Origin of the sequence: Myxococcus sp. CA023 (assembly GCF_010998615.1) — a bacterium.
Lineage (GTDB): Bacteria > Myxococcota > Myxococcia > Myxococcales > Myxococcaceae > Myxococcus.
Map to the genome: position 1 here is coordinate 1 of NZ_JAAEAH010000116.1, position 21,353 is coordinate 21,353.

General features: G+C 69.2%; 21 protein-coding genes. 10 read left to right on the forward strand and 11 right to left on the reverse strand.

The annotated features are described in order from the left end of the window. Positions 1–189: 189 nt before the first annotated feature. The 3 genes from F8M74_RS34590 to F8M74_RS34600 all read right to left on the reverse strand — a co-directional run bounded on the left by F8M74_RS34590 (position 190) and on the right by F8M74_RS34600 (position 3,100). Positions 190–1,368 carry a serine/threonine-protein kinase gene (locus F8M74_RS34590; protein ID WP_141257948.1) on the reverse strand — a complete coding sequence of 393 codons (1,179 nt, stop codon included), beginning with the start codon at positions 1,366–1,368 and terminating at the stop codon, positions 190–192. 117 nt (positions 1,369–1,485) lie between these two features. Further along, complete coding sequence (locus F8M74_RS34595) at positions 1,486–2,208, reverse strand: DUF1629 domain-containing protein (protein ID WP_141257947.1); 723 nt, start codon at positions 2,206–2,208, stop codon at positions 1,486–1,488. A 184-nt stretch (positions 2,209–2,392) separates the two neighbouring features. Next, positions 2,393–3,100, reverse strand: coding sequence for a UDP-2,3-diacylglucosamine diphosphatase (locus F8M74_RS34600; protein ID WP_141257946.1), 708 nt, complete (start codon positions 3,098–3,100; stop codon positions 2,393–2,395). Positions 3,101–3,445: 345 nt separating this feature from the next. On the opposite strand from F8M74_RS34600, the gene F8M74_RS34605 reads away from it, so the two are divergent. Beyond that, positions 3,446–4,411 (forward strand): SPFH domain-containing protein, encoded by a 966-nt coding sequence (locus F8M74_RS34605; protein ID WP_141257945.1) that lies wholly within the window; start codon positions 3,446–3,448, stop codon positions 4,409–4,411. A 16-nt stretch (positions 4,412–4,427) separates the two neighbouring features. Continuing rightward, positions 4,428–5,348 carry a hypothetical protein gene (locus F8M74_RS34610; RefSeq protein WP_011556471.1) on the forward strand — a complete coding sequence of 307 codons (921 nt, stop codon included), beginning with the start codon at positions 4,428–4,430 and terminating at the stop codon, positions 5,346–5,348. 54 nt (positions 5,349–5,402) lie between these two features. Here the strand turns inward: F8M74_RS34610 and F8M74_RS34615 are convergent, their stop codons facing one another. Then, positions 5,403–5,843, reverse strand: a complete 441-nt coding sequence (locus F8M74_RS34615) for a protease (protein ID WP_228560761.1) — start codon at positions 5,841–5,843, stop codon at positions 5,403–5,405. Between the two features lie 609 nt (positions 5,844–6,452). Here F8M74_RS34615 and F8M74_RS34620 point away from each other — a divergent pair. Beyond that, positions 6,453–7,412: a hypothetical protein gene (locus F8M74_RS34620; protein ID WP_228560763.1), complete on the forward strand. Its 960-nt coding sequence runs from the start codon at positions 6,453–6,455 to the stop codon at positions 7,410–7,412. A gap of 58 nt (positions 7,413–7,470) precedes the next feature. Here F8M74_RS34620 and F8M74_RS34625 read toward each other — a convergent pair whose 3' ends face one another. After that, a complete protein-coding gene (locus F8M74_RS34625) occupies positions 7,471–7,974 on the reverse strand; it encodes a peroxiredoxin (protein ID WP_141257942.1) in 504 nt (167 codons plus the stop codon). Between the two features lie 428 nt (positions 7,975–8,402). Here F8M74_RS34625 and F8M74_RS34630 point away from each other — a divergent pair, with 428 nt between their 5' ends. The 7 genes from F8M74_RS34630 (at position 8,403) to F8M74_RS34660 (ending at position 13,602) form a co-directional block, all read left to right on the forward strand. Further along, the gene (locus F8M74_RS34630; RefSeq protein WP_141257941.1) at positions 8,403–8,822 is read left to right on the forward strand and encodes a PTS sugar transporter subunit IIA; all 420 of its coding nucleotides are present in this window, start codon (positions 8,403–8,405) and stop codon (positions 8,820–8,822) included. Positions 8,823–8,855: 33 nt separating this feature from the next. After that, the gene (locus F8M74_RS34635; RefSeq protein ID WP_141257940.1) at positions 8,856–9,341 is read left to right on the forward strand and encodes a PTS sugar transporter subunit IIB; all 486 of its coding nucleotides are present in this window, start codon (positions 8,856–8,858) and stop codon (positions 9,339–9,341) included. A 4-nt stretch (positions 9,342–9,345) separates the two neighbouring features. Continuing rightward, complete coding sequence (locus F8M74_RS34640) at positions 9,346–10,062, forward strand: PTS sugar transporter subunit IIC (protein WP_141257939.1); 717 nt, start codon at positions 9,346–9,348, stop codon at positions 10,060–10,062. After that, on the forward strand, positions 10,059–10,826 hold the full coding sequence (locus tag F8M74_RS34645) for a PTS system mannose/fructose/sorbose family transporter subunit IID (protein WP_011556462.1): 768 nt from the start codon (positions 10,059–10,061) through the stop codon (positions 10,824–10,826). The genes F8M74_RS34640 and F8M74_RS34645 overlap by 4 nt, the downstream gene beginning before the upstream one ends. Positions 10,827–10,843: 17 nt before the next feature. Beyond that, entirely contained in the window at positions 10,844–11,122 is a 279-nt protein-coding gene (locus tag F8M74_RS34650; protein ID WP_002633201.1) for an HPr family phosphocarrier protein, read from the forward strand. Positions 11,123–11,168: 46 nt separating this feature from the next. Then, positions 11,169–13,022, forward strand: coding sequence for a phosphoenolpyruvate--protein phosphotransferase (ptsP, locus tag F8M74_RS34655; protein ID WP_011556460.1), 1,854 nt, complete (start codon positions 11,169–11,171; stop codon positions 13,020–13,022). A gap of 133 nt (positions 13,023–13,155) precedes the next feature. Beyond that, positions 13,156–13,602 (forward strand): hypothetical protein, encoded by a 447-nt coding sequence (locus F8M74_RS34660; protein WP_141257938.1) that lies wholly within the window; start codon positions 13,156–13,158, stop codon positions 13,600–13,602. Between the two features lie 107 nt (positions 13,603–13,709). Here F8M74_RS34660 and zigA read toward each other — a convergent pair whose 3' ends face one another. The 6 genes from zigA to F8M74_RS34690 all read right to left on the reverse strand — a co-directional run bounded on the left by zigA (position 13,710) and on the right by F8M74_RS34690 (position 21,348). After that, the gene (gene zigA / locus F8M74_RS34665; RefSeq protein WP_141257937.1) at positions 13,710–14,957 is read right to left on the reverse strand and encodes a zinc metallochaperone GTPase ZigA; all 1,248 of its coding nucleotides are present in this window, start codon (positions 14,955–14,957) and stop codon (positions 13,710–13,712) included. Further along, complete coding sequence (gene rpmG, locus F8M74_RS34670; protein ID WP_141257936.1) at positions 14,954–15,091, reverse strand: 50S ribosomal protein L33; 138 nt, start codon at positions 15,089–15,091, stop codon at positions 14,954–14,956. Before rpmG ends, zigA begins: the two co-directional genes overlap by 4 nt. A gap of 167 nt (positions 15,092–15,258) precedes the next feature. Continuing rightward, positions 15,259–15,753, reverse strand: coding sequence for an MgtC/SapB family protein (locus tag F8M74_RS34675; RefSeq protein ID WP_141257935.1), 495 nt, complete (start codon positions 15,751–15,753; stop codon positions 15,259–15,261). A gap of 11 nt (positions 15,754–15,764) precedes the next feature. After that, positions 15,765–16,361 carry an MXAN_6521/LA_1396 family lipoprotein gene (locus F8M74_RS34680; protein ID WP_141257934.1) on the reverse strand — a complete coding sequence of 199 codons (597 nt, stop codon included), beginning with the start codon at positions 16,359–16,361 and terminating at the stop codon, positions 15,765–15,767. A gap of 69 nt (positions 16,362–16,430) precedes the next feature. Then, a complete protein-coding gene (locus tag F8M74_RS34685) occupies positions 16,431–19,115 on the reverse strand; it encodes an RND family transporter (RefSeq protein WP_141257933.1) in 2,685 nt (894 codons plus the stop codon). Between the two features lie 112 nt (positions 19,116–19,227). Beyond that, the gene (locus tag F8M74_RS34690; protein ID WP_141257932.1) at positions 19,228–21,348 is read right to left on the reverse strand and encodes a site-specific recombinase; all 2,121 of its coding nucleotides are present in this window, start codon (positions 21,346–21,348) and stop codon (positions 19,228–19,230) included. Positions 21,349–21,353: the final 5 nt, after the last annotated feature.

The following is a 21,353-nucleotide window of genomic DNA, read 5'->3' on the forward strand; positions in this document are numbered from 1 at the left end:
GGGCGGCGGGGTGGTGGGCGCGCGGGTGATGGCGTCCGGCGTGGCCTCGGGGGCGCTGTCGCGTTGGCTTCGCACCACGCGGTAGGCCACCGCGTTGGCGGTGAGCGTGCCCAGGATGATGACGGCAATCCACGTCTTCTGTTTCATCAGGGTCTCGTTGCCGCGCCGTCAGCGCCGGGCGGCAGCCACTCAGGGGGCCAGTAACCAGAACAGCGCTGTGCCCAGGGCCGCGCAACCCGCGGCCAGGGCGATTCCCCACGGAAAGCCTTGGGCGCTCGTGTCGAGCGGCACCTCCACGGCGCCATGCGCCCGCGTGGCGGGGGAGGTGCTGCTCAGCTCTCGCTCGGGCTCCGCGCTGGGGGCGGGCGTCCGGCTCGTGGCGGAGTTGCTGGCATGGGAGGTGCTGGAGGCGGGCAGCGCGGTGTGCGGCAGGCCCGTGATGTTGGGGGGGAACAGCTCGGCGACGAGCGCCGCCATCTCATGCGTTCCCGACGCCCACTGCTGGGCGGCGCGGAAGCGCTCCAGGTCGTCCCGGAGCTCCCGGGCGCTCTGGTAGCGCGTGGCGAGGTCCTTCTGCAGGAGTCGGAGGATGATGCGCTCCAGCTCCGCGGGGAAGTCGGGCGTCCCCTGCGATGGCGGCGGCACGTTCGCCTGGGACGCGGCCATGATGGTGGCCTCCAGCGTGTCGCGCTTGAACAGGCGGCGCCCGGTGGCGGCTTCGTAGAGGACGATGCCCAGCGAATACAGGTCGGAGCGGTGGTCCAGCTCCTGGCTGGTGATCTGCTCCGGGGACATGTACGGGTACTTGCCCTTCACCACCCCGGCGACGGTGCGCTCCGCGTTGACGGCGCTCTTCACGATGCCGAAGTCCGCCAGCTTGATGATGCCGTCGCGCGACACCAGCACGTTGCCCGGCGTGACGTCGCGGTGCACCAGCTTGAGGGGCGTTCCATCCGGCAGCGTCTTCGCGTGCGCGTACGCGAGCGCGTCCGCCACCGCGAGCCCCACGTCCACCGCCACGCGAGTCCCCACCACCCGGCCGCTTCGGAGTGCCTGCCGCAGCAGCCGGTCCAACGAGTGGCCCTGAATCCACTCCATGGCCAGGTAGTACTGGCCGTCCACCCGCCCGAAGTCGAAGACCTGCACGATGTTCGGGTGCGTCAGCAGCGCGGCGACCTTCGCCTCGTCCGCGAACATGCGGCTGAACGACTCCAGGCTGGCGTACTCCGGCAGGACGCGCTTGATGACGCAGGACTTGGAGAACCCGTCGGGGCCGTCGATGGAGGCCAGATAGAGCTGGGCCATCCCGCCGGTCGCCAGCTGCTGGACAAGCCGGTACTTGCCGAAATAGCTGTCCTCGTTGTCCAACGTCGTCCCCAGGTATTTGCTGGAAAACGAGGAAGATATTGGTAGTGCCCCTACCCCACAAGTTTCCAGCCGGGTGGCAACTCTATTGCAACCGCAAGGGCTGGAGGCGGGGTGGGCTCAGCGGCGCTTGGGCCGGGACTTCTTGGCGGCGGTCTTCTTCCGGCGGGGCTTGCGTGGGGGCTTCGTCACCTCGGCGAAGCGCGCGCCGGTGATGCCGGCATGCTCCAGGGCCTCCTTGATGCCCTCGGACACGATGAGGCTCACCGGCCAGCCCCAGGTGCGGAACACCCGGGCGCCGTTCGCCTTCGTGGGATCGACCCGGAGTCCGCTGACGCTGCGGTAGTGCCCCACGCGCTCGGGAAGGCCATCCTCGGCGGTGTAGTGGATGACCTCCTCGCAGGCCCGGTCGTCGATGCAGCGCACCAGCCGGGTGGCGACGAGGATGAAGTGGGGCTCGTCGCGGTCCTCCACCTCCACCGGCACCAGTTGCACGTCATCGGGCGCCAGCTCCCGGAAGACGGAGGCCACCCGCGCGGAGACGACGGGGGTGAGCCCCGCGCCCGCGAGCGAGAAGTCCAGCGGCGGTCCGGGCGGCGTCACCGCCAGGCGCAGCTTGCCCACGCTCCGCACGGGGGCGCCGGAGGTGAAGAGCCAGACGGAGTCCAGCTTCCGGCGGACATCCACCGCCACCGGGTCGCTCAGCTCGGGCCGGCCGGGGATGCGGAAGTCGTCGTGGAGGTCGAAGTAGCGCGCCAGCCGGGAGGTGCGTGACTGTGACCGGCGCGCGGCCGCCTTCTTCGTCCGGGGCCGGCCGTCAGCGGGCACGTCTGAAAGGAGCATCTGCCGGGGGGAACCCGGCGTGGGGCCGGGGTCTCTTATCGGGGAGCGTCGCGTCAGGACGCGGAGCGCCTCGGTGAGCCGCCTGAACATCCGCCAATGTTACTTCCCCCGCCCGCGGTATGGGGGAGGAAGAAGCGGCGGACCGGGCTCCCTGCCGCCTTCCTGCCCGCCCGCGGTCCTGCGGCTACCAGGTGGTGTGCAGCGAGTAGCTCGCGGCCCGGGTGTCCAGGCTGAGGAAGGAGAACTGCCCCTCCGAGCACGTGCCGCTGTTGAGGAACAGCTTGCTGCCGTGCTCCACCCGCAGACCCAGGTGGGTGTGGCCGGTGACGACGACGTCCGCGTGATGCGCGTTGGCCCGCGCCATGGCCCAGCGCTGGAAGGTGCAGCGCGCCGGGTCCGGCAGCGCGTTGGTGATTTTCAAGTCCAGCGCCTGGAACCAGCGGAACATCGCCCGCATCCGCATCCGCCGCAGCCACGCCCCGGCCCACACCGCCGCCTCCGACAGCAGGCGCGCCTTGCGAATCATCCAGTCGTGGTGGTGTCCGTGGGTGAACAGCATCCGCACGCCGTCCGCCTCCAGAATCAGCTGGTCGGGCGCCCCCAGCACGGTGCCCGCCACCAGGTCGTGGTTGCCGTGGATGTAGTGGTAGCGCGGCAGCTCGAAGCGCCGGACGATTTCCGGGTGCGCCGCGCGGGCCGCCAGCAGCTCCGCCACCTTCCGCCCCGGCGTGCGCGGGGTGAGCGTTTCGAAGATGTCCCCGAGCAGCACGATGCGCTCGAAGTTGCCTTCCAAGAAACGGAGGAACCGCAGGAAGCCGGAGTCGTCGTGCCCGAAGTGGTCGGCGGCATCACGCCGCCCGAGATGTAGGTCCGAAATCACCGCGATCCGCATGCGCTCTCCCAAAGTGCTCTGGAAAGGTAGGGACTGCATGCGGCGGCGGAATGGTCGGCGCGCGAAAATCTCGCTGCAACCGGATGCCATTCGTGTGTCGCCACGATGCACCTTTCCTCTTGGCCCGGCATCACTGGAGCCAGATCCGGGGCTCCCGCCACCCTGCGCACGACCGGCGCATTCGTCCATGAGACCTGTGTGCTTTGTGTCGCGACGCGGATGAACCGTGTTTCGGCACCGGACATCCGTGGGCCCGCACCTCGCGCTTCCGCACATTGACTTGAAGTCGTGTCTATTTGACACTAACTATGTGTCCTGAGGACACGAAGTAAGGGCGGAGGGCCCATGGTCATCGGCTACATGAAGGCGGCACCGACGACGTACGTGATGCAGTTCGAGGCGGGAAAGGTGGTCCGGGAGGGGGCGGGGCTCTCGTTCTTCTACTGGAAGCCGTCGGCGACGCTGGTGTCGGTGCCGCTGTCCAGCGCGGACGTGCCCTTCGTCTTCAATGAGGTGACGCGGGACTTCCAGGCGGTGACGCTGCAAGGGCAGCTCACGTGGCGCGTCACCGACCCGCGCCGGCTTGCATCGTTGCTGGACTACTCATTGGCCCCCACGGGGCGCTACCACTCGGACGACCCGGAGAAGCTCGAGGAGCGGTTGGTGCAGGTGGCGCAGGTGCGGGCGCGCTCGGTGGTGCAGGGGCTGACGCTGCGCGAGGTACTGGTGCGCTCGGACGCCATCGAGCAGCAGGTGCTCGCGGCCCTGGCCGTGGCGGAGCCGGTGAAGGCGCTGGGCGTGGAGGTCATGGCCTTCTCGCTGCTTTCGGTGAAGCCGGCGCCGGAGATGGCGCGGGCGCTGGAGGCCGAGGCGCGCGAGGCGCTGCAACGCAACGCGGATGAAGCCATCTACGCGCGCCGCAACGCGGCGGTGGAGCAGGAGCGTCGCATCAAGGAGAGCGAGCTGGCCACGGAGCTGGCGGTGGAGGCGCGGCAGCGGCAGATTCGCGAGGCGAAGATGGCCGCGGACATCGCCGTGGAGGAGCAGCGCGCCGAGCTGATGACGCGCTGGAGCGACAACGAGCGGCAGGCCGCGGATGCCCGCGCGTACGCGTTGGAGAAGACGCTGGCCCCCGTGCGTGGGGTGGACTGGAAGACGCTGATGGCCACGTCGGCCAGTGGTGGGGACCCGGCGCTCAACATCGCCCTGGCCTTCCGGGAGATGGCGGAGAACGCGCAGCGCATCGGCGAGCTGAACGTGTCGCCGGACCTCCTGCGCTCGCTGGTGGGCGCGACGAGCCGCGAGCGCTGAGGCAGGGGAGGGGACCATGTACGAGAAAATCGTGCTCGTCACCCGCCGCACGCGCATGGCGGGCCTGGTGGAGCGCTTCAACACCAAGAAGCAGGCGAAGTTCTACGTGGAGCACGCGGGGCAGGACTTCGATGAGTTCACCCGCGAGGACGAAACCTACCGGTGCAACGTGGACTCGCTGCGGGAGTCGCTGTCCTTCGGGTTGCCGGTGCAGCAGGTGGACCGGAGCCTGGTGCCCACCTTCCTCTTCACCGGCAAGGAGGTGGTGGTCGTCGCGGGGCAGGACGGGCTGGTGGCGAACGTGGCGAAGTACGTGGGGGAGCAGCCGCTGGTGGGCGTGAATCCGGACCCGGAGCGCTTCGACGGCGTGCTGTTGCCCCATTCGGTTTCGGGGGCGCGCGGGGCGGTGCGGCGGGTGTTGGAGGGCAAGGCGGCCTTCAAGCGCGTGACGTTGGCGGAGGCGCGGCTGGATGACGGGCAGCGGCTGCTGGCCTTCAATGACTTGTTCATCGGGGCGCGCTCCCACGTGTCCGCGCGCTACCGGCTGCGCACCGGGGACCAGGAGGAGTCCCAGTCCTCCAGCGGCGTGGTGGTGTCCACGGGCGCGGGCGCCACCGGGTGGCTGTCCTCCATCTTCAACCTGGCGCGAGGCGTGACGGCCCACGCGGGTGGGGTGCCGTGCGCGCCCGTGCGCCTGGGCTGGGAGGACCCGCAGCTGATTTTCGTGGTGCGCGAGCCCTTCGCCAGCCGTCATTCGGGCGCCAGTCTGGTGATGGGCGACGTGACGGAGGAGCGCGAGCTGGTGCTGGAGTCGCGAATGGCGTCGGAGGGTGTCATCTTCAGCGACGGCGTGGAGGAGGACTTCCTCCGCTTCGGCGCGGGTGCCACCGCTCGCATCCGCCCCGCGCGGCAGCGTGCCATGTTGGTGGCGGGCTGACGGCGCGCCACCCCGCGCGGAAGAGCGGTCCGCGCGAGGCTCGCGTCCTGGCCGTCAGGGCGTGACGGTGACCTCCACCACGGGGCATGGCACTTCCGCCGGGCGGAATCCGCCATTCGGAGCGGGCACCGGTTCGCCTTCCCGGGCGACGTCCATCAGCGGGCCTCGGAACGCGATGCGGTACGTTCCCGGCGCCTGCAAGTCATAGAAGCGAGCGATGTCCACCTTGCCTTCCAACGACGTACCAGGGGAGAGGGTGACGTAGCTGTCGGCCGTAGGCAGCGCGCGCTTCGCCATGGGCCCCCGGTATTCGAGCGCGCCACCGTCACGGGACACGTCGAAGATTTTGTTGCGTACGCCCTCCAGCGGCGTGTGCCAGCCGAGCACGCGCAGGGATTGCGCCGTGGGATTGCTGAGCTCGAACACCAGCTCCACGGGGTCGCCCGCGCGCACCCGCGCCGGGCCGCTCAGCGTGCACGTCAAGGTCGTCGCCATGGCCGGGGTCTCCTGCGTCGCTTCAGCGGATGGCGCTACGTCCTGCCGCGCCGCGCACGCACTGCCCAGCATTCCCAGGGACAGCACCGCGACGCCCCACCGCCTACCGGAAGAGTTGAACATGGGCCCACGATAACGCGCCCGGAACGCGCGCAGCCCGGTGTTCTGCGTGACGAAGCCGTGGCCGTCCTCCGCGGCGCAATCCCTGCGCACGAAAGCGGTATGCCGCCACGTCACGACGGGTTGGCATAGGTGACGAGCAGCATCACCACGCCCACCACCTTCAGGGCAATCAACAGACCCATGTTGAGCACCACTTCGTCGAACCAGTTCTCATCGGGGAACATCATGACGGCGCTCCTTCTGCATCGCGTGCATCGCGAGACAGAAAGGCATTGAGCAAGGCCTGGGCCAACGCGCGTCCTCGCACGACGGAGACGTGCTTCCTGCGTCCATCCCTCTGGGAGCGCCGGCGCTTTCGCCCAAGTGAAATGACGTGGAGACGCACGCGGTCCGCCGCGTCCGTTCGCGCATGGGATTCGCGCGTGCGGTGCTGGCACCCGTACAAGGCGTATCGGAACGCCGTGCGGGCCCTCTAGGATGCGGGCCATGCGAACGCTCCTCTCCTCCCTTGTCTGCTTGCTGATGTCGGCGTGTGCCCATGCGCCGGCCTCCGCTCCCGAATCCGCGCCGCCCGCCGAGGCCCACGCGGCCTCGTCGTCCGCCGAGGCCCCCGTGACCTCCACGCCCGCCGCGGGGCTGCCCCACATGGAGCCGCCCGCCGCGCCGATGCCCGGCTGGAGGCAGGTGCGCAAGGCGAACGTGTTGTCGCGAGAAGACAAGTTCGCGGAAGCGCTGGCGCTCTATGAAGAGGCCCTGGACGCGGGGAATCGGGACCCGGACGCCGCGTACTCCGCGGCGTGTTCGGCGGCCCGGCTCGGCCGGAAGGACGTTGCGCTGCGCAGGTTGTCCCAGTCCGTGGAGCTGGGCTTCCGCGACGTGGGGTGGTTGATGCAGGACGCGGACCTGGAGCCGCTGCGCGAGGAGCCGGTGTACCTCGCGCAGGTGGAGCGCATCACCACGCTCCCGGATGTCCATCCCAACTCGAGTTCAGAGCTGAAGACGCTCTTCGTGGAGGACCAGAGTGACCGTCAGGGGCCGCTCGATGGGGCGGACGCGTGGAAGCGGGTCGCCGAGCGGGATGCGCAGCGGCGCGAGCGCGTGAAGGCCCTGATGGCCGAAGGCGCGTTGAAGGAAGGCGCGGACTTCCTGTCCGCGGGGTTCATCTTCCAGCACGGCAACACGCCGGAGGACTACGCCATGGCAAGGCAGATGGGAGCGGAGGCCGCGAAGCGGGGCCACCCCCGCGGCCTGTGGCTGGCCGCGGCGGCCTGGGACCGCTGGCTGATGAACGCCAACCTTCCGCAGCGCTTCGGCACCCAGTACCGCTTCAACCCGGAATCGAAGGAGATGACGCTCCACCCGGTGGACCCCAACGTCACGGACGAGGAGCGCGCGCGCTGGGGTTTCCCGCCGCTCGCGGAGATTCCAACCGTCCTGGGGCGCTAGCCGCGGCGGGGCTCCGGGGCGCTGGGGCCCGGAGCCACCTCGCGTGCTCCTCCGCCCGCTACTTCGCGGCGGAGGCCGGCGCGCCACCTTCCTGCGCCAGTGCGCGCACCAGCTCAAGCGCGCGCCGTACGTGCTCGCCGACGCGAATCTGCGACTCGAAGCTGTCGCGGACGATGCCCGACCGGTCCACCACGAAGGTCACCCGTCCGGGCAGCAGGCCCAGGAACGACGAGGACACGCCGAAGGCCTCGCGCGCCTCGCCGCGCGCGTCGCTGAGCAGCTTGAAGGGCAGTCGGTGCTTTGCCGCGAAGCCCTCATGCGAGCCCACCGAGTCACCGCTGATGCCCACCACCTCCGCGCCCGCGGCGACGAAGTCCTCGTACTGGTCCCTCAGTCCACAGGCTTGCGCCGTGCAACCGGGCGAGTCGTCCTTCGGATAGAAGTAGACGACCAATACCTTCTGACCCACCAGGTCTCGCAGCTGCACCGACTGCCCACCCGCGCCGGTGAGGGTGATGTCCGGTACCGCATCGCCTTGCTTCAGCAGCTTCGTCTTGGCCATGACGTCCTCGCGTCGCCCCGGAGTCAGGCCGGTGCGTTCAACGCCGGGCACATCCCATCCGGCCCGCCGCATCCCCACAAGTAATCCGCCGTGCCGAAAACGGGCGTCAAAGACGACCTCTGGATGTCTGCTTGCCCCCCGGGCGGTTGATACGGCGCCTAATGATGGGCGTCCTTCTCGACGCATCCTGGAAGTCGCCAGCGCATCTCATAGAGTGTGGGGAAGCGGTGTCGCTCCCCCGTCTGGCAGGCGACAGCCCTGTGCGCGGCCGGACCCGAAATTTCGGGCACCATCGCTGTGGTCGTCTTAGCTTTCGAGGCGGGAAGAGGCAGCTTAGGTCAGAGGTCAGGGCGGAAACTTTCGCCGGAGTTGCGCGCCGCACCGTTCAGGCGTAGGACGCAGCTTCGGGGGGTTGGTCAGGAGCGGACATGGTCGGCCTCGTCGTCGCAGCGCACGGACGTCTGGCGGAGGAGCTGGTCTCCACCGCGGAGCAGATCGTGGGAGAGCTTCCCGCGGTGGCAGCCTGTAACATCGAGCCTGGGACTCCTGTCGAGGATATCCGGGCGAAGATGAAGCAAGCGATCGCCCGCGTGGATGAGGGCTCCGGTGTCATCATTCTGGCCGACCTCTTCGGAGGTACGCCCTGTAAGGAGTCGCTGATGATGTGTCAGCGAATGAATGTGGAGGTCCTTGCTGGCGTCAACCTGCCCATGCTGCTGAAGGCGAACTCGCTCCGTTCGGAGCAGTTGTCGCTACCGGAGATGGCCAACCAGCTGGCTTCGCACGGCCAGCGCAACATCACCTGCGCATCCGCCCTGCTTCGCGAGGCACAGCAGCCGCGAACTTGACGGACCCGCGCGGGTCGGCGATTCGAGACTGCCGTGATCACCCTGGTCCGCGTCGACAACCGCCTCATCCATGGTCAGGTCGTCGAGGCCTGGCTCCCGTTCCTCAAAGTCTCCCGGGTGGTCGTGGCGGATGACGAGGCGGCCTCCAGTCCTCTCATCCGGGCCGCCATGGCCCTGGCTGTCCAGAGCGCCATCGAGGTGCAGATTCTGCCCCTGTCCCAGGTGGACTTCGCCGCCCTGTCCAAGGACGGTGTGCGCACCCTGGTGTTGCTGCGGGATGTCGCCTCGGTGCCCTTCGCGCATGCGCACGGGCTGGCCATGGATGAGCTGAATCTGGGCAACGTGCACTTCGGCACCGGCCGCAGGCAGGTCTCCCCGTCCGTCTTCCTGGCGGAGGCCGAGCTGACGACGCTCCAGCAACTGGCCGACCAGGGCGTCCGGGTGACGGCCCGCGCGGTGCCCGCCGAGAAGCCCGTGGACCTGCCGGATCTCCGCGAGCGGTGGGCGAAGGCCGGGTGAGTGCGTGAGCGTCGTCTGGACTCAGGTGGCGCTCGCGGGACTGTGGGGCGGACTGGTGGCACTGGAACGCAAGGCGTTCCTCCAGGCCATGATGTCCCGGCCCCTGGTCGCCGCCACCGTCATGGGCGCGTTGCTCGATGACGTGGCGTCGGGCCTGGCCATCGGCATGCTCCTGGAGCTGTTCTTCCTGGGCACCGCCAACCTGGGTGCCGCGCTGCCGGAGAACGACACCCTGGCGGCCACCGGCATCAGCGCCGCCGCGGCCACGTTGTCCGCGGCCACGGGCGCGGGCTCCACGCCGGCCATCTGGTCGCTCGCCGTGCTGCTCTTCATCGGCCTGGGACGCGTGGGCCGCAAGGGTGACCGGCTGCTGGAGGGATACACGGCGCGGCTGGCCCGGGTGGCGCTGGCCTCCGCGGAGGCGGGGAACATCACCCGCGCCATGCGGCAGAACCTGTGGGGTATGTGGCCCCACTTCGCCGTGTACGGCACGCTCACCGCGCTCTGCGCGCTGCTGGGCTTCTACATTGAACCGCTGCTCCAGGCGCTGCCCCCCGTGGTGGTGCGCGGGCTGGCGTGGGCCTGGCCGGCCATGGCGTCCGTGGCGGCGGCCATCGCGGCGCAGGGCAGCCACGCGCGGCGCGCGCCGCTCTTCGCGGGGCTGGGCGCGGCGGTGGTGACGGCGTCCGTCGTGTGCGTCATCCTCCTGGAGGGCCGATGAGCGCGCCCCCGGCCGCGCTTCCCTTCGGCGTGCTGCTGCGCGTCTTCCTTCGCTCGCTCTTCCTCCAGGCATCGTGGAACCCCAAGGGCATGCAGAACCTGGGGCTGGCCTACGCCGTCTATCCCGCGCTGGAGGCGCTGTACCCACAGGGGCCCGCGCGTGAGGAGGCGGTGCGCCGGCATCTCGTCTTCTTCAACACGCACCCCTACGTCGCGGCGGCGATTGTCGGCGGCGTCATCAACCACGAGGAGCGCATTGCCCGGGGGGAGGAGACGCCGGACAAGGTGGTGGCCTTCAAGGCCGCGCTCATGGGGCCCCTGGCCGCGCTGGGGGACGGCTTCTTCTGGCTGTCCCTCAAGCCCGCGACGGGGGCGGTGAGCGCCGCGCTGGTGCCGCTGCTGGGCGTGTGGGCGGTGCCCCTGTTCCTGGTGCTCTACAATCTGGTGCACCTGCTGCTGCGGGTGCGCCTGTACTGGCTGGGCCTGACGCTGGGCGACAGGCTGGTGGAAGCAGTGGCTCGCGCCAACCTCCCCGCTCGGGGGGCCCGGCTGCGGGCGGTGGCGGCGGCGAGCGCGGGCGGTGTGGCCGCCTGGCTCGCGGTGTCATTCGGGGCCAACGCGGGCGGGCTGTATGCGCCCCTGCTGGCGGCCGGATGTCTGGCCCTGGGGGTGGCGTCCTACGTGCTGGTCAGCCGTCGGGTGCCGAACTACGTGGTGCTCTATGTCGCGGCGGGCCTGGCCTGCGTGGCGGGAGCATTCCTCTAAGGAGAGTGGGAGTCGCGATGGCAAGCGTGGTCGAAGGGACGTACGAGATCATCAACGCGCTGGGGCTGCACGCCCGGGCCGCGGCGCAGATGGTCAAGGTGGCCAACCGGTTCAAGAGCGAGGTCACCATCGAAGCCCAGGGACAGCGGGCCAATGCCAAATCCATCATGGGCGTGCTGATGCTCGCCGCCGCCCAGGGCACCCAGGTGAAGCTCACCTGCAAGGGCGACGACGCGGATGCCTGTCTCCAGGAGCTGGCGAAGCTCATTGGTGACCGTTTCGGCGAGGCGCAGTGAAGGGTTGGTCGGAAAACGCGGTAGACGGACAGGAACGGAAGGAACCGTGAGCAGCCAGGCCACCCCCACTCTGAGGTTGTTGGGCATCGGCGCCTCTCCCGGCGTGGCGGTGGGGCACGCCTTCATCCTGGACCGCAAACGCATCCGCACGCCCAAGCTGCGGCTGGCGGAGGCGGAGGTCGAGCCCGAGCGGATGCGGATGAAGACAGCCATTGACCTGTCCGACCGCCAGCTCGCCGAGCTGAAAGAACAGATTACGCGCACCGAGGGCAGCGACCACGCCCTCATCCTCGAGGCGCACCGGTTGATGCTCCACGACCCCATGCTCGTGGACGAGGTGAACCGGCTCATCATCGAGGACCGCATCAACGCCGAGTGGGCCGTCCGGCGCGTGGCGCGCAAAATCAAGCACCTGTTCGACAACATCCCCGACGAGTACTTCCGCGAGCGCCGCTCGGACGTGGACTACGTCGCCGACCGAATCATCCGCAACCTGATGGGGCAGGTGGTGGATGAGGAAGTGGAAGTCCCCGCGGAGGCCATAGTCGTCGCGCACGACTTGTCTCCGGCGGACGCGGCGCTGATGGCGCGCAGCGGCCGGGTGGGGGGCTTCGTGACGGACCTGGGCGGCCAGACGAGCCACACCGCCATTGTCGCCCGCGCGCGGGAGACGCCCGCGGTGGTGGGCGCCGGCCGGGCCAGCGAACAGATTTCGCCGGGCGACCTGGTGGCCATGGATGGCATCCGGGGCGTGGTGCTGGTGAACCCCTCGGACGAGCAGCTCGCCGTCTTCCGCGAGGAGCAGCGCCGCTACCAGGAGAGCGAGCGGCTGGCCCTGGCGACCAAGGACCTGCCCGCCGTCAGCACTGACGGCTTCCAGATTCGCCTCAACGGCAACATCGAATTCCTGGAGGAAATCCCCTCGCTGCTGGCGCACGGCGCGGAGGGCATTGGCCTGTACCGCACCGAGTTCATGTTCCTGGACCGGAAGACGGCGCCCACCGAGGAGGAGCACTATCGCGCCTACCGTCAGGTGCTGGAGGCCATGGGCGGGCGTCCCGTCACCATCCGCACGTTGGATTTGGGCGGCGACAAGGTGCCGGGCAAGACGAAGCACGAGAAGGAACCCAATCCGGCCATGGGCCTGCGGGCCATCCGGTACTGCCTGTCCAACCGGGAGCTGTTCCGCACCCAGCTGCGCGCCCTGCTGCGCGCCAGCGTGCACGGCAACTTGCGGCTGATGTTCCCCCTCATCTGCGGGGTGAGTGAGCTGCGTGAGGCCCGCAGCGAGCTGGAGGCCTGCCGCACGGAGCTGGGCCGCGCGGGTGTCCCCGTGGGCAAGCGCTTCCCCGTGGGCATCATGGTGGAGACGCCCAGCGCGGCCACCATCGCCGACCGGCTGGCCCAGGAGGCGGACTTCTTCTCGGTGGGGACCAACGACCTCATCCAGTACTCGCTGGCCATCGACCGCCAGAATCGCGAGGTCGCCTACCTCTACCGGCCCCTCCACCTGTCGGTGCTCCGGCAGTTGCGCGGCATCATCGACGCGGGCCGGGCGGCCAACATCCCCGTGTCCATGTGTGGGGAAATGGCGGGAGATCCGCTCTACACCCTGGTGCTGCTGGCGCTGGGCTTCGACGAGCTGTCCATGACGTCGGGGCAGATTCCGGTGGTGAAGCGCTTCCTGCGCCGGGTGAGCCGCGTGGACGCCATGGAGCTGCTGCAGAACGCCATGGAGCTGACCACGGCGGAGGAAATCGAGCGCTACGTGCGCACGGAGATGGACCGCCGCTTCAGTGAGACGATGGAGCCGGGCGCGCCGGGAGTCGGGAACGCGGAGCCCGCGGACCACGAGCCCTCCGAGCACGGGGCTTCGCCCTCGGGACGGAACACGGCCTGACCCCGCGCCCGTAAGGGCGGGGCGGACGGCGGTGGCTTGCCAACATGCCTACCGGACCCGAAGGGGATTCCGGACGCGAGCCATCGTGTGCAACTTGCCGGGACGAGCACAGGGGGTCGCCCCAGGAGCAAGCATGTTCAGTCCCGCCAACATCCAGATGGGTATGACCGCGAGAGACCGGGACGGTGAGAAGGTGGGCACCATCATCGCCGCGGACTCGGCGGGTTTCTTCATCGGCAGGGGGCGCCTCTTCACGCGCGATTGCCGGCTGTCCTTCTCGGATGTGGCAGACATCGACGGGGAGGACGTCTACCTGCGTGAGGAGTTGTCTCACCTGCCGGACCTCAAGCCGGAGGCCCTGGCACCCGCGCGGCGGACCTCCACCACGGCGGGCCTGCCGCTCCAGCACGATTTGACGGGCGGACTGGGCTGGGCGGACGACGACACCGACGAAGAGTCCCAGGTATCGTCTCCGGCGCGGGAGTCCTCCGGCATGCATCAGTGGGCCAGCGGGGAAGGCGAAGCGGCGCCTCGTCGCGAGGCGCCTTCCGCGGATGCGCGGCGGTACACGCGCCACTGAGCGCCCCCGCCGCGGCGTTGCTCACCAGCTCGACTTGATGACGCCGGGAATCTCTCCCCGGAGCGCCTCAGGTTGCCCCGAGCTTCCCGTCAGCGCGCAGCGATTCGTCAGGCGTGCTCCTCGTCCTCATCGGGCGCGTCCGTTCGCTGCACCTGCCATTCGGGGAATGGGTCCTCCAGACGCGCCCAGTGTTGGGGACCGCGCGCCAGTTCCGCCGGCGTGAGCAGACAGGCCTCCAGCAGCCGGGCCATCTCCTCGTGGTCCGCGTCCTGGGTGATGAAGACGATTTCCTGCCGCCGGTCGCCGTGTGGGCCCACGCACTCGCGCTCGATGTCGGCGCGCGCCTGCGCATCCTCCGGCCACTCGGCGCGGGGCATCGCGTCCCACCACACGCCGCCGGGCTCGAAGCTGCAGGCGCCGCCCGCCTGGGCCCAGACACCGGCGATGTCCATCCGCGTGGCGAGCCAGAAGAAGCCCTTGGAGCGCAGCACGCCTCGCCAGCTCTCGTGGATGAAGTCCCACAGCCGCGCGGGGTGGAAGGGCACGCGGCTGCGGAAGACGAAGCTGCGGATGCCGTAGGTCTCTGTCTCCGGCGTGTGTTCGCCCCGCAGCTCCTTGAGCCAGCCCGGGGCGCGCCGCGCGCGTTCGAAGTCGAAGCGGCCAGTGTTGAGCACGGCGGAGGGTGGCACGCGGCCCCGCTCTGAGGTGACGAGGTGCGCGTCCGGGTTGAGCTTGCGCAGGATGTCCTTCAGCCGGGCTAGCTCCTCCGCTGGGACGAGGTCCGTCTTGTTGAGGACGAGCACGTCCGCGAACTCCACCTGCTCCACCAGCAGGTCCACCACGGTGCGCTCGTCCTCGTCCGCCGCGGCCAGTCCGCGCGCGGCGAGGTCATCCGCGGCGCTCCAGTCCCGCAGGAAGTTGAGGGCGTCCACCACCGTGACGAGCGTGTCCAGCCGCGCGACGTCCGACAGACCCTGGCCCAACTCGTCCGTGAAGGTGAACGTCTCCGCGACGGGCAGCGGTTCGGAGATGCCGGTGGATTCGATGAGCAGGTAGTCGAAGCGGCCCTCCCGGGCGAGCCGGGAGACCTCCAGCAGCAGGTCCTCGCGCAGCGTGCAGCAGATGCAGCCGTTGGACAGCTCCACCAGCTTCTCGTCCACGCGGCTCAGCGCGCCGCCGCCCGTCTTCACCAGCCGGCCGTCGATGTTCACCTCGCTCATGTCGTTGACGATGACCGCCACCCGCAGGCCCTCCCGGTTCTGGAGGACGTGGTTGAGCAGCGTCGTCTTGCCCGCCCCCAGGAAGCCGGAGAGCACTGTCACGGGCAGCCGGGCCGTGGCCGAGGGTGCCGTCATGGCTTGCCCTCCACGAACAGCACGTGCTTGCGCACGCGCGGGTCGTACTTCTTGAGCTGAAGCTTCTCTGTGTAGACGTAGCCAGGCCCCGCCGACGACACGAGATGGCTGATGGTGCGGTTTCCCTTGGGCATGGAGGGCTCCGGCCGCGCGGACATGACATGGCATGGCATGCCGCGACGATGCGCTGCCGCGGAGTCACGTCGGGACGGCGGTGTTGATGTGTTGGATGTTTTTGTATCTGAGTTGCGTTTGTGGCGCAAGCAACTGCGCGGGCCGGACGTCCGGGGAGCGCGCGTCGCTAGGCCTCGGCGTCTTCGTCCACGTCCGGGGAGCGAGTCGCGCGGTGCCGCTTCCGGTAGCGCCTGATGGCGCGCTCCAGGGGACGCAGGCCCGCCAGGCACAGCAGGGCAATGGTCATGGTGGTGACGGCGGCGAAGTAGAAGCCCAGGCCGGCGGCCAGGCCCACGGACGCGGTGAGCCAGAGGTTGGCCGCCGTCGTCAGGCCCTTCACCTGTCCGTTGTGGCGCAGGATGACGCCCGCGCCGAGGAAGCCGATGCCCACCACCACTTGGCTGGCGATGCGGCTGATGTCGCCCCGAGTACCCTCGGGGGTGTCAGGGCCCAACTCCACTTCGATGAAGACACTGGCCAGCGTGAAGCAGCACGCGCCCAGGGAGACGAGGATGTGGGTGCGCAGCCCGGCCGCCTGGCCGCGCACCTCACGCTCCAGGCCCAGCACGCCCCCCAGCAGGGCGGCCAGGGCCAGTCTCAGCGCGACAATCTGCTCATCCACGAGCGGGGAGCCTACTCACCCAGCTCGATTTTCTCGTCCTTGTCCGCTTCGCTCAGTTCGGGATTGGGCAAGGTGTCCAGCGTGGCCGTCAGCAGCTTGCTGGATGGCACCACGTAGGGCGCTACTTCTTCCCCCAGCTCCTGGACGTACTGAGCCACGCGCTGCTCGTAGTCCTCGTCCTTGGAGTTCCAGCTCCCGGCGGACTCGGCGAACCAGACCTCTTCGCCGTCGCGGCAGCGCACCAGCTTCGCGTGCACCGCGGCCTCCGCGCCGCTGCCCCGGAGCTGAATCTGGGGGGACAGCCAGAGCACGCCCTCCAGCCCCTCCACGCACAGGGCCTTGAACGTGGCATCCGTGGGCACGTCGGGCAGCGCAGCGCTCTCCTTCACCAGGAAGTCGCGGTTCTGGTTCACCCACTGGCGGGCGATGAGGCTCCACAGCTCGCCCACGGCGACCTTGCCGTCGGGCAGCGGCTGCGTCACCACCACCAGTCGCTTCACCTGGTGCTTGTCCACCGTGTCGTAGTCACTGCGCAGCCGCTGATTCTTCACCGCGGAGCATCCGGACAGCAGGCCCAGCCCGAGCACGGGCAACAGTCGCTTCATCATGATGTCCCTCTCCCGGCCCCCTTCCGCGGGAAGGGGGCCTCCTTCAGGTGCACGCCCGGGCCTGACGGCTCAGGCCGCCTTCGGCTCGGAGTCCTTGCCGCCGCCAGTCGAGCCGCCCTCACCGGAGGACGCGCCCGACTCGCGCTGACGCCGGTCGTACATGAGCTGCATCACCGCGGCCAGCACCGTGAAGGACACCACCAGCGTGGTGATGAGGCCAATGCACGCTACCAGACCCATGGAGCGCAGGCCGTTGTGGGCCGCGGCCAGCAGCGCCGCGAAGGCCACCACCGCCGTGAGCGTGGAGGACACGACGGCCGCGCCCACGCTGCGCAGGGCCACCAGGGGGGAGGTGCCCTCCAGGAAGCGATGGAGCAGGTAGAGGCCGTGACTCACCCCGAAGCCCAGGAGGATGGGCAGGATGATGATGTTCATGAAGTTCAGGCGCAGCCCCGTCAGCGCCATGATGCCCAGCATCATCGCCACGCCCACGCCGAGCGGAATCACGGACGCCAGCGCCAGCTTCACGTTGCGGAAGTCCAGGAAGTGCATGGCCAGAATCCAGAGCGCGGTGAGCACCACGGTGACCTTGCCGTCCCAGAGGACGATGCGCGCCAGCCGCGCGTAGAGCTGCGTGGCGCCCGCGGCGCGGAACTCCTTCTCCACCGCGGGGGCCTTGGGGTCCCACGCGTCCTGGTCGAACTTGCCCGGCGCGTACGTGGCCTTGATGACCTTCGTCTCGTCGGAGAACGCCAGCATCTTCTGGCCGTCCATCAGGTCCACGCTGGCGTAGATGTACGTGAGGTAGCCGTGGTTCTCCGGCTTCGCGGAGGGCAGGTTGCGGAACTGCGCGGTGTAGTTGGCCGGGACGCCGTGGACGTCGAAGGGCTTGGCGTCCAGCACCTTCTTGAAGAAGTCCGCGTTGGCCTGCATCTCTGGCGGCAGCGCGGCGACGGAGAAGCCCTCGTCCTCCAGTTGCTGCATCTCCGCCTTCCACTCCTCCAGCACCTTGGCGTTGGCCGCGGCCGTCTCCGCCGGGGGCACGAAGGTGAAGATGCTCACCACCTGGTCGATGGAGGGGTACTTGTGCGCGTTCTGCGTCAGCTCCCGGTACACACCTTCGGCCTCGTCCAGGTCCTTGGTGTAGATGGCCATCGGGTCGCTGGAGATGTTGAAGCGCTCGTTGATTTCGTCCTGGAGCAGCACGGACGACATGCCGTCGGGGATGAGCGCGCGGGTGTTGTAGTTGAAGCTCACGCCGTATTTGAGGCGCTCGAAGAAGCCCAGCTCCACGCCCTTGGGAGGCTCCTCCGAACCGGCCCAGGGCACCGCGGCGGCGCAGATGAGCGCGACGATGGCCGTGCTGATGCCCAGCACCATCTTCGGCTTGGGGATGCGCAGCTCCTTGCCGGTGGTGGCGGAGTTGGTGGGCGGCGGCTTCATCACGCCGATGAGCTTCTGGGGCAACTCCGGGTTGATGCGGCCGGCCAGCGCCAAAATGGCCGCGCTCCAGCAGAACAGCGTCAGGCCCAGGATGAGCGTGCCCGCGCCGGCCAGGAAGCCGAACTGGCTGAAGCCGCGGAACTCGCTGACCATCAGCACGAAGAAGGAGCCCGCCGTCACCACCGCGGCCACCGCGGCCGGACGGCCCGCGTTCATCACCGCGTCCCGGATGGCCACGTCGTACGGCTTGCCCGCGCCCAGCTCCAGCCGCGTGCGGAAGATGAAGTGGATGCCGTAGTCGATGCCGAAGCCGAGCAGGATGCCGCCCAGGATGGACGTAATCATGTTCAGCTCACCCACCGTCGCGTAGGTGAAGCCGAGCGTATAAATCGTGCCCACCACCGTGCCGATGACGACCAGGAAGGTCGGCGCCAGCTTGCGGAAGAAGATGATGGTGATGAGGAAGATGGAGCCCAGCGCGATGAGCGTCACCGGCTCCAGCGACTCCTCAATCGCGTAGGAGTCATCCACCGTCGTCTTGTAGGAACCGGTGAAGCCGTAGGCGATGGTCTTGCCATCACCCATCAGCTGGTAGTCCTCCACCAGCTTCACCTTGCCCGGCTGCGCGGAGTACGCGTCAATCTGGCCCTTGAGCCGCTCGAGGTAGTCCTTCGTCTTGCCGATTTCGGTGTTGTCCCACATCGGCTTGACGAGCAGCATCAACATCTTCTTGTCGTTGGAGATGTTGTAGTCGTCGCGGATGCTCTTCTTGCCAATGGAGGAGTACTTGTCGACCAGGTCCTGCATGTCGAGCTCGACGGGCTTGGAGCCGCCCAGGTCGATGAAGAACGGGTTGCTGCGCTTCAGCTTGTCGCGCAGGAACGCCATGATGCGGCGCTTGCCCTCGACCAGGTCCTCCGTCTTCACGAAGAGGACCATGTTCTGCTGGATGAACTCGACGGGCAGCTTGTAGGAGACGTTGCGGACGTTCTCCTTGTCGTCCTGCATGATCTTCGCGAGGTCGTCGGCGGTGCGCTTGAGCGCGGCCTCGTCCTCTGAGCGCAGGGCGACCATGAGGAAGCCGCTGCCGCCCACCATGTCGATGACCTGCTTGACGTCCTTCACCTCTTCCAGGTCATGGGAGATGAGGTCGAGCTGGTTGGAGTTGATGTGCAGCTTCGACGCCCCCCACAGCGACACGGCCAGCAGGGCCAGCATCACCAGGAGGACCGCCCCGGGCCTGCGGACCAGCAGTCCGGCGAAGGCTTGGGCGAAACGGGAGTGGGAGTTCGGATTTCTATCGCCGCTCATGCGGCGGCGACCCTACCGGCAAACGCCCCGACCCGAAAGGCAAAGCCCGTCCGCCCGGCCGCTGCCCTGCCACGGACGCCCGCGTCATGGCGGGGCGCCCCAGGGCCCGCCCTCAGGGGGCGCGCGGCGCGGAGACCCGCAGCACGTCGTTTTCCGGTTCCTTGGGAGGTAAAAGGAACGAGCGCGGGTGCTTCACCAGGTGCGCGAGCACGGCGCGCAGGAAGGGCAGGGCCTCGCGGGTCGGGACGTCGCGGGCGCGGACGGCCACCCCCAGCGCCAGCGAGAAGGACACCCCGAAGTTGATGAGGCCGGTGAGGGCCGTGCCCGCCAGCGCGGCCAGGAACTCCGGCTGGAGCACCGCGCCGGGCCCCATCGCCGTGCCCGCCAGGGAGAGCAAGCCGAGCGCGAAGGTGACGTGGCGCACGTCCAGCCCCAGCCCGAAGAAGCCGCCCACCAACGGCCCCAGGGCCAGCAGGAAGCCCAGCGTCACGTTGGCCCCCAGGCCGGAGGCCGCGTGCTGGAAGGTGTCCGCCAGCCGCCGGGCGCGCGCCTCCCCCAGAAGTCGCCGCAGCACGCGGTGGTGGGCCAGCGCCTCGGGCAGCCGCCGGTACACCACGAAGTTTTCCAGCCAACCGCCCGCCACGCTGCTCATCCACAGCATGACGCCCGTCATGGCGGCGAATATCAGCGTGCCGCTCTTCCACGGATGCATCGAGGCCACCGTGGCCTGGGCCTTGGCCGGGCTCATGAAGGTGTGACCGGTGATGAACTGGTACCCCAGCGCGAACACGATGGCCGTCGGGGCCACCACGCCCAGGTTGCCCACGAAGGCCGCCAGTTGGGAGCGGGTGATTCGCGGGATGAGCTCCACCAGGCTCGCCAGCCGCTCCCCCCGGGCACCTTCCCCCACCGCGCCCGCCAGCGTGGCCGCCGTCACGGACGGCTGCTTGGTGGCCAGGGTGAAGCCCAGCGCTTGGATGAGGAGGAAGGCCAGGGCGTAGTTGAGGCCCACGGCCAGGAAGGAGAAGAAGGGCGCCAGCATGATGCCCGACAGGAACGTCTTGTTGACCACCGCAATCGCCGTCACCAGCCCGCCGCCCGCCGCGGAGTGCACCATCGCGTGGAAGCCCTCGCGGGTGCTGGTGATGTAGTGCTCGCCGGAGTGTCCCGCGCGTTCAATGATTTTGCGCGCCAGCATCCGCATGTTGCGCTTCACCAGCTCCACCACGGAGCGGTCCGCGTGCGCGCGCCGCAGCAGGTCCGACACCAGCGTCATGGCCTCGCGCCAGCGCGCTTCGCCCCGAGGGGCCCCCAGCACGCGGGCAATGGCCTCCATGCGCTCCAGGCCCCGGCGGATGCGCTCCAGCCGGTACACCAGGTCCACGCTGACGCCCGAGTCCTCCAGGTGGCGTGACACGCTGCCCACCACCTGGCGGCAGTCGGCCACGCATTGCGATAAGTCCCGCAGCGTGTCCGCCGCCGCGTCGCGCGCCAGGACCGCGTCACAGACCAGCCGCATCCGCAGGAAGGGCGAGGCGCGGAAGGACGTCTCCGGGCTGCGGTCGCGCACGTCCTCGGCTATTCCCAGGGCCGCCACCTGCACCGCCAGCAGCAGCAGTGCGTCCATCAAATCCGCGCGCACGCGGGCGGCGGGCAAGGGCCCGGGCGACGCGGGTTCACCGACCAGCGCCGCGAGCTGCGCGAGCCGCGCGGGGGACAGTCGTGCCAGCCAGTCCGCGTCGTCCGGGTCCGGGCACAGGCGCAGCAGCAGCTCCGACAGCTTGCCGGGCTCCGGAGGGGCGGGCAGCAGCGAACGGGCGAGCCGGTCCGACGCCTCCGCGAAGAAGCCCTGTCCGGCGGGCAGACCTACCTGGGCGAAGAGCTTGAGGCCCCGGCTGCCCTCGAACACGGTGGCCACCAGCCGCGTGAGGGCGGCGCGCATGGCGGGCTCGCCTTCGAGCACGCGCACCATCAGGGCCAGCCGGCTGTCGGCGGCGGAGACCTCGGGTTCGGAGGCGTCCACCAGCGCGTGGGCGGGGATGCGCTCACGCAGCCACTGCATCCAGCGCTCCACCCACTGGAGCCGGGCTTCCAGGCCGCCCTCGGGCACGTCGCACAGCAACCGGTACAAATCCCGCACGGCGGAGTGGCCCGGCGCCCGGGGCGCGTACTGCATGCAGAACGCGTCCACTTCGCGGGCGGAGGGCTGCTGCCTGGGGGCGGGGAACTGCACGGGGG

Coding starts and splice junctions, on each gene's coding strand:
- zigA (WP_141257937.1), bottom strand. CDS start 14,957: ATGACGGCACCCTCGGCCACGGCCCGGCTGCCCGTGACAGTGCTCTCC.
- F8M74_RS34600 (WP_141257946.1), bottom strand. CDS start 3,100: ATGCGGATCGCGGTGATTTCGGACCTACATCTCGGGCGGCGTGATGCC.
- F8M74_RS34660 (WP_141257938.1), top strand. CDS start 13,156: ATGTTCAGTCCCGCCAACATCCAGATGGGTATGACCGCGAGAGACCGG.
- F8M74_RS34610 (WP_011556471.1), top strand. CDS start 4,428: ATGTACGAGAAAATCGTGCTCGTCACCCGCCGCACGCGCATGGCGGGC.
- F8M74_RS34680 (WP_141257934.1), bottom strand. CDS start 16,361: ATGATGAAGCGACTGTTGCCCGTGCTCGGGCTGGGCCTGCTGTCCGGA.
- F8M74_RS34650 (WP_002633201.1), top strand. CDS start 10,844: ATGGCAAGCGTGGTCGAAGGGACGTACGAGATCATCAACGCGCTGGGG.
- F8M74_RS34615 (WP_228560761.1), bottom strand. CDS start 5,843: ATGGCGACGACCTTGACGTGCACGCTGAGCGGCCCGGCGCGGGTGCGC.
- rpmG (WP_141257936.1), bottom strand. CDS start 15,091: ATGCCCAAGGGAAACCGCACCATCAGCCATCTCGTGTCGTCGGCGGGG.
- F8M74_RS34645 (WP_011556462.1), top strand. CDS start 10,059: ATGAGCGCGCCCCCGGCCGCGCTTCCCTTCGGCGTGCTGCTGCGCGTC.
- F8M74_RS34605 (WP_141257945.1), top strand. CDS start 3,446: ATGGTCATCGGCTACATGAAGGCGGCACCGACGACGTACGTGATGCAG.
- F8M74_RS34625 (WP_141257942.1), bottom strand. CDS start 7,974: ATGGCCAAGACGAAGCTGCTGAAGCAAGGCGATGCGGTACCGGACATC.
- F8M74_RS34630 (WP_141257941.1), top strand. CDS start 8,403: ATGGTCGGCCTCGTCGTCGCAGCGCACGGACGTCTGGCGGAGGAGCTG.
- F8M74_RS34620 (WP_228560763.1), top strand. CDS start 6,453: ATGCGAACGCTCCTCTCCTCCCTTGTCTGCTTGCTGATGTCGGCGTGT.
- F8M74_RS34595 (WP_141257947.1), bottom strand. CDS start 2,208: ATGCTCCTTTCAGACGTGCCCGCTGACGGCCGGCCCCGGACGAAGAAG.
- F8M74_RS34685 (WP_141257933.1), bottom strand. CDS start 19,115: ATGAGCGGCGATAGAAATCCGAACTCCCACTCCCGTTTCGCCCAAGCC.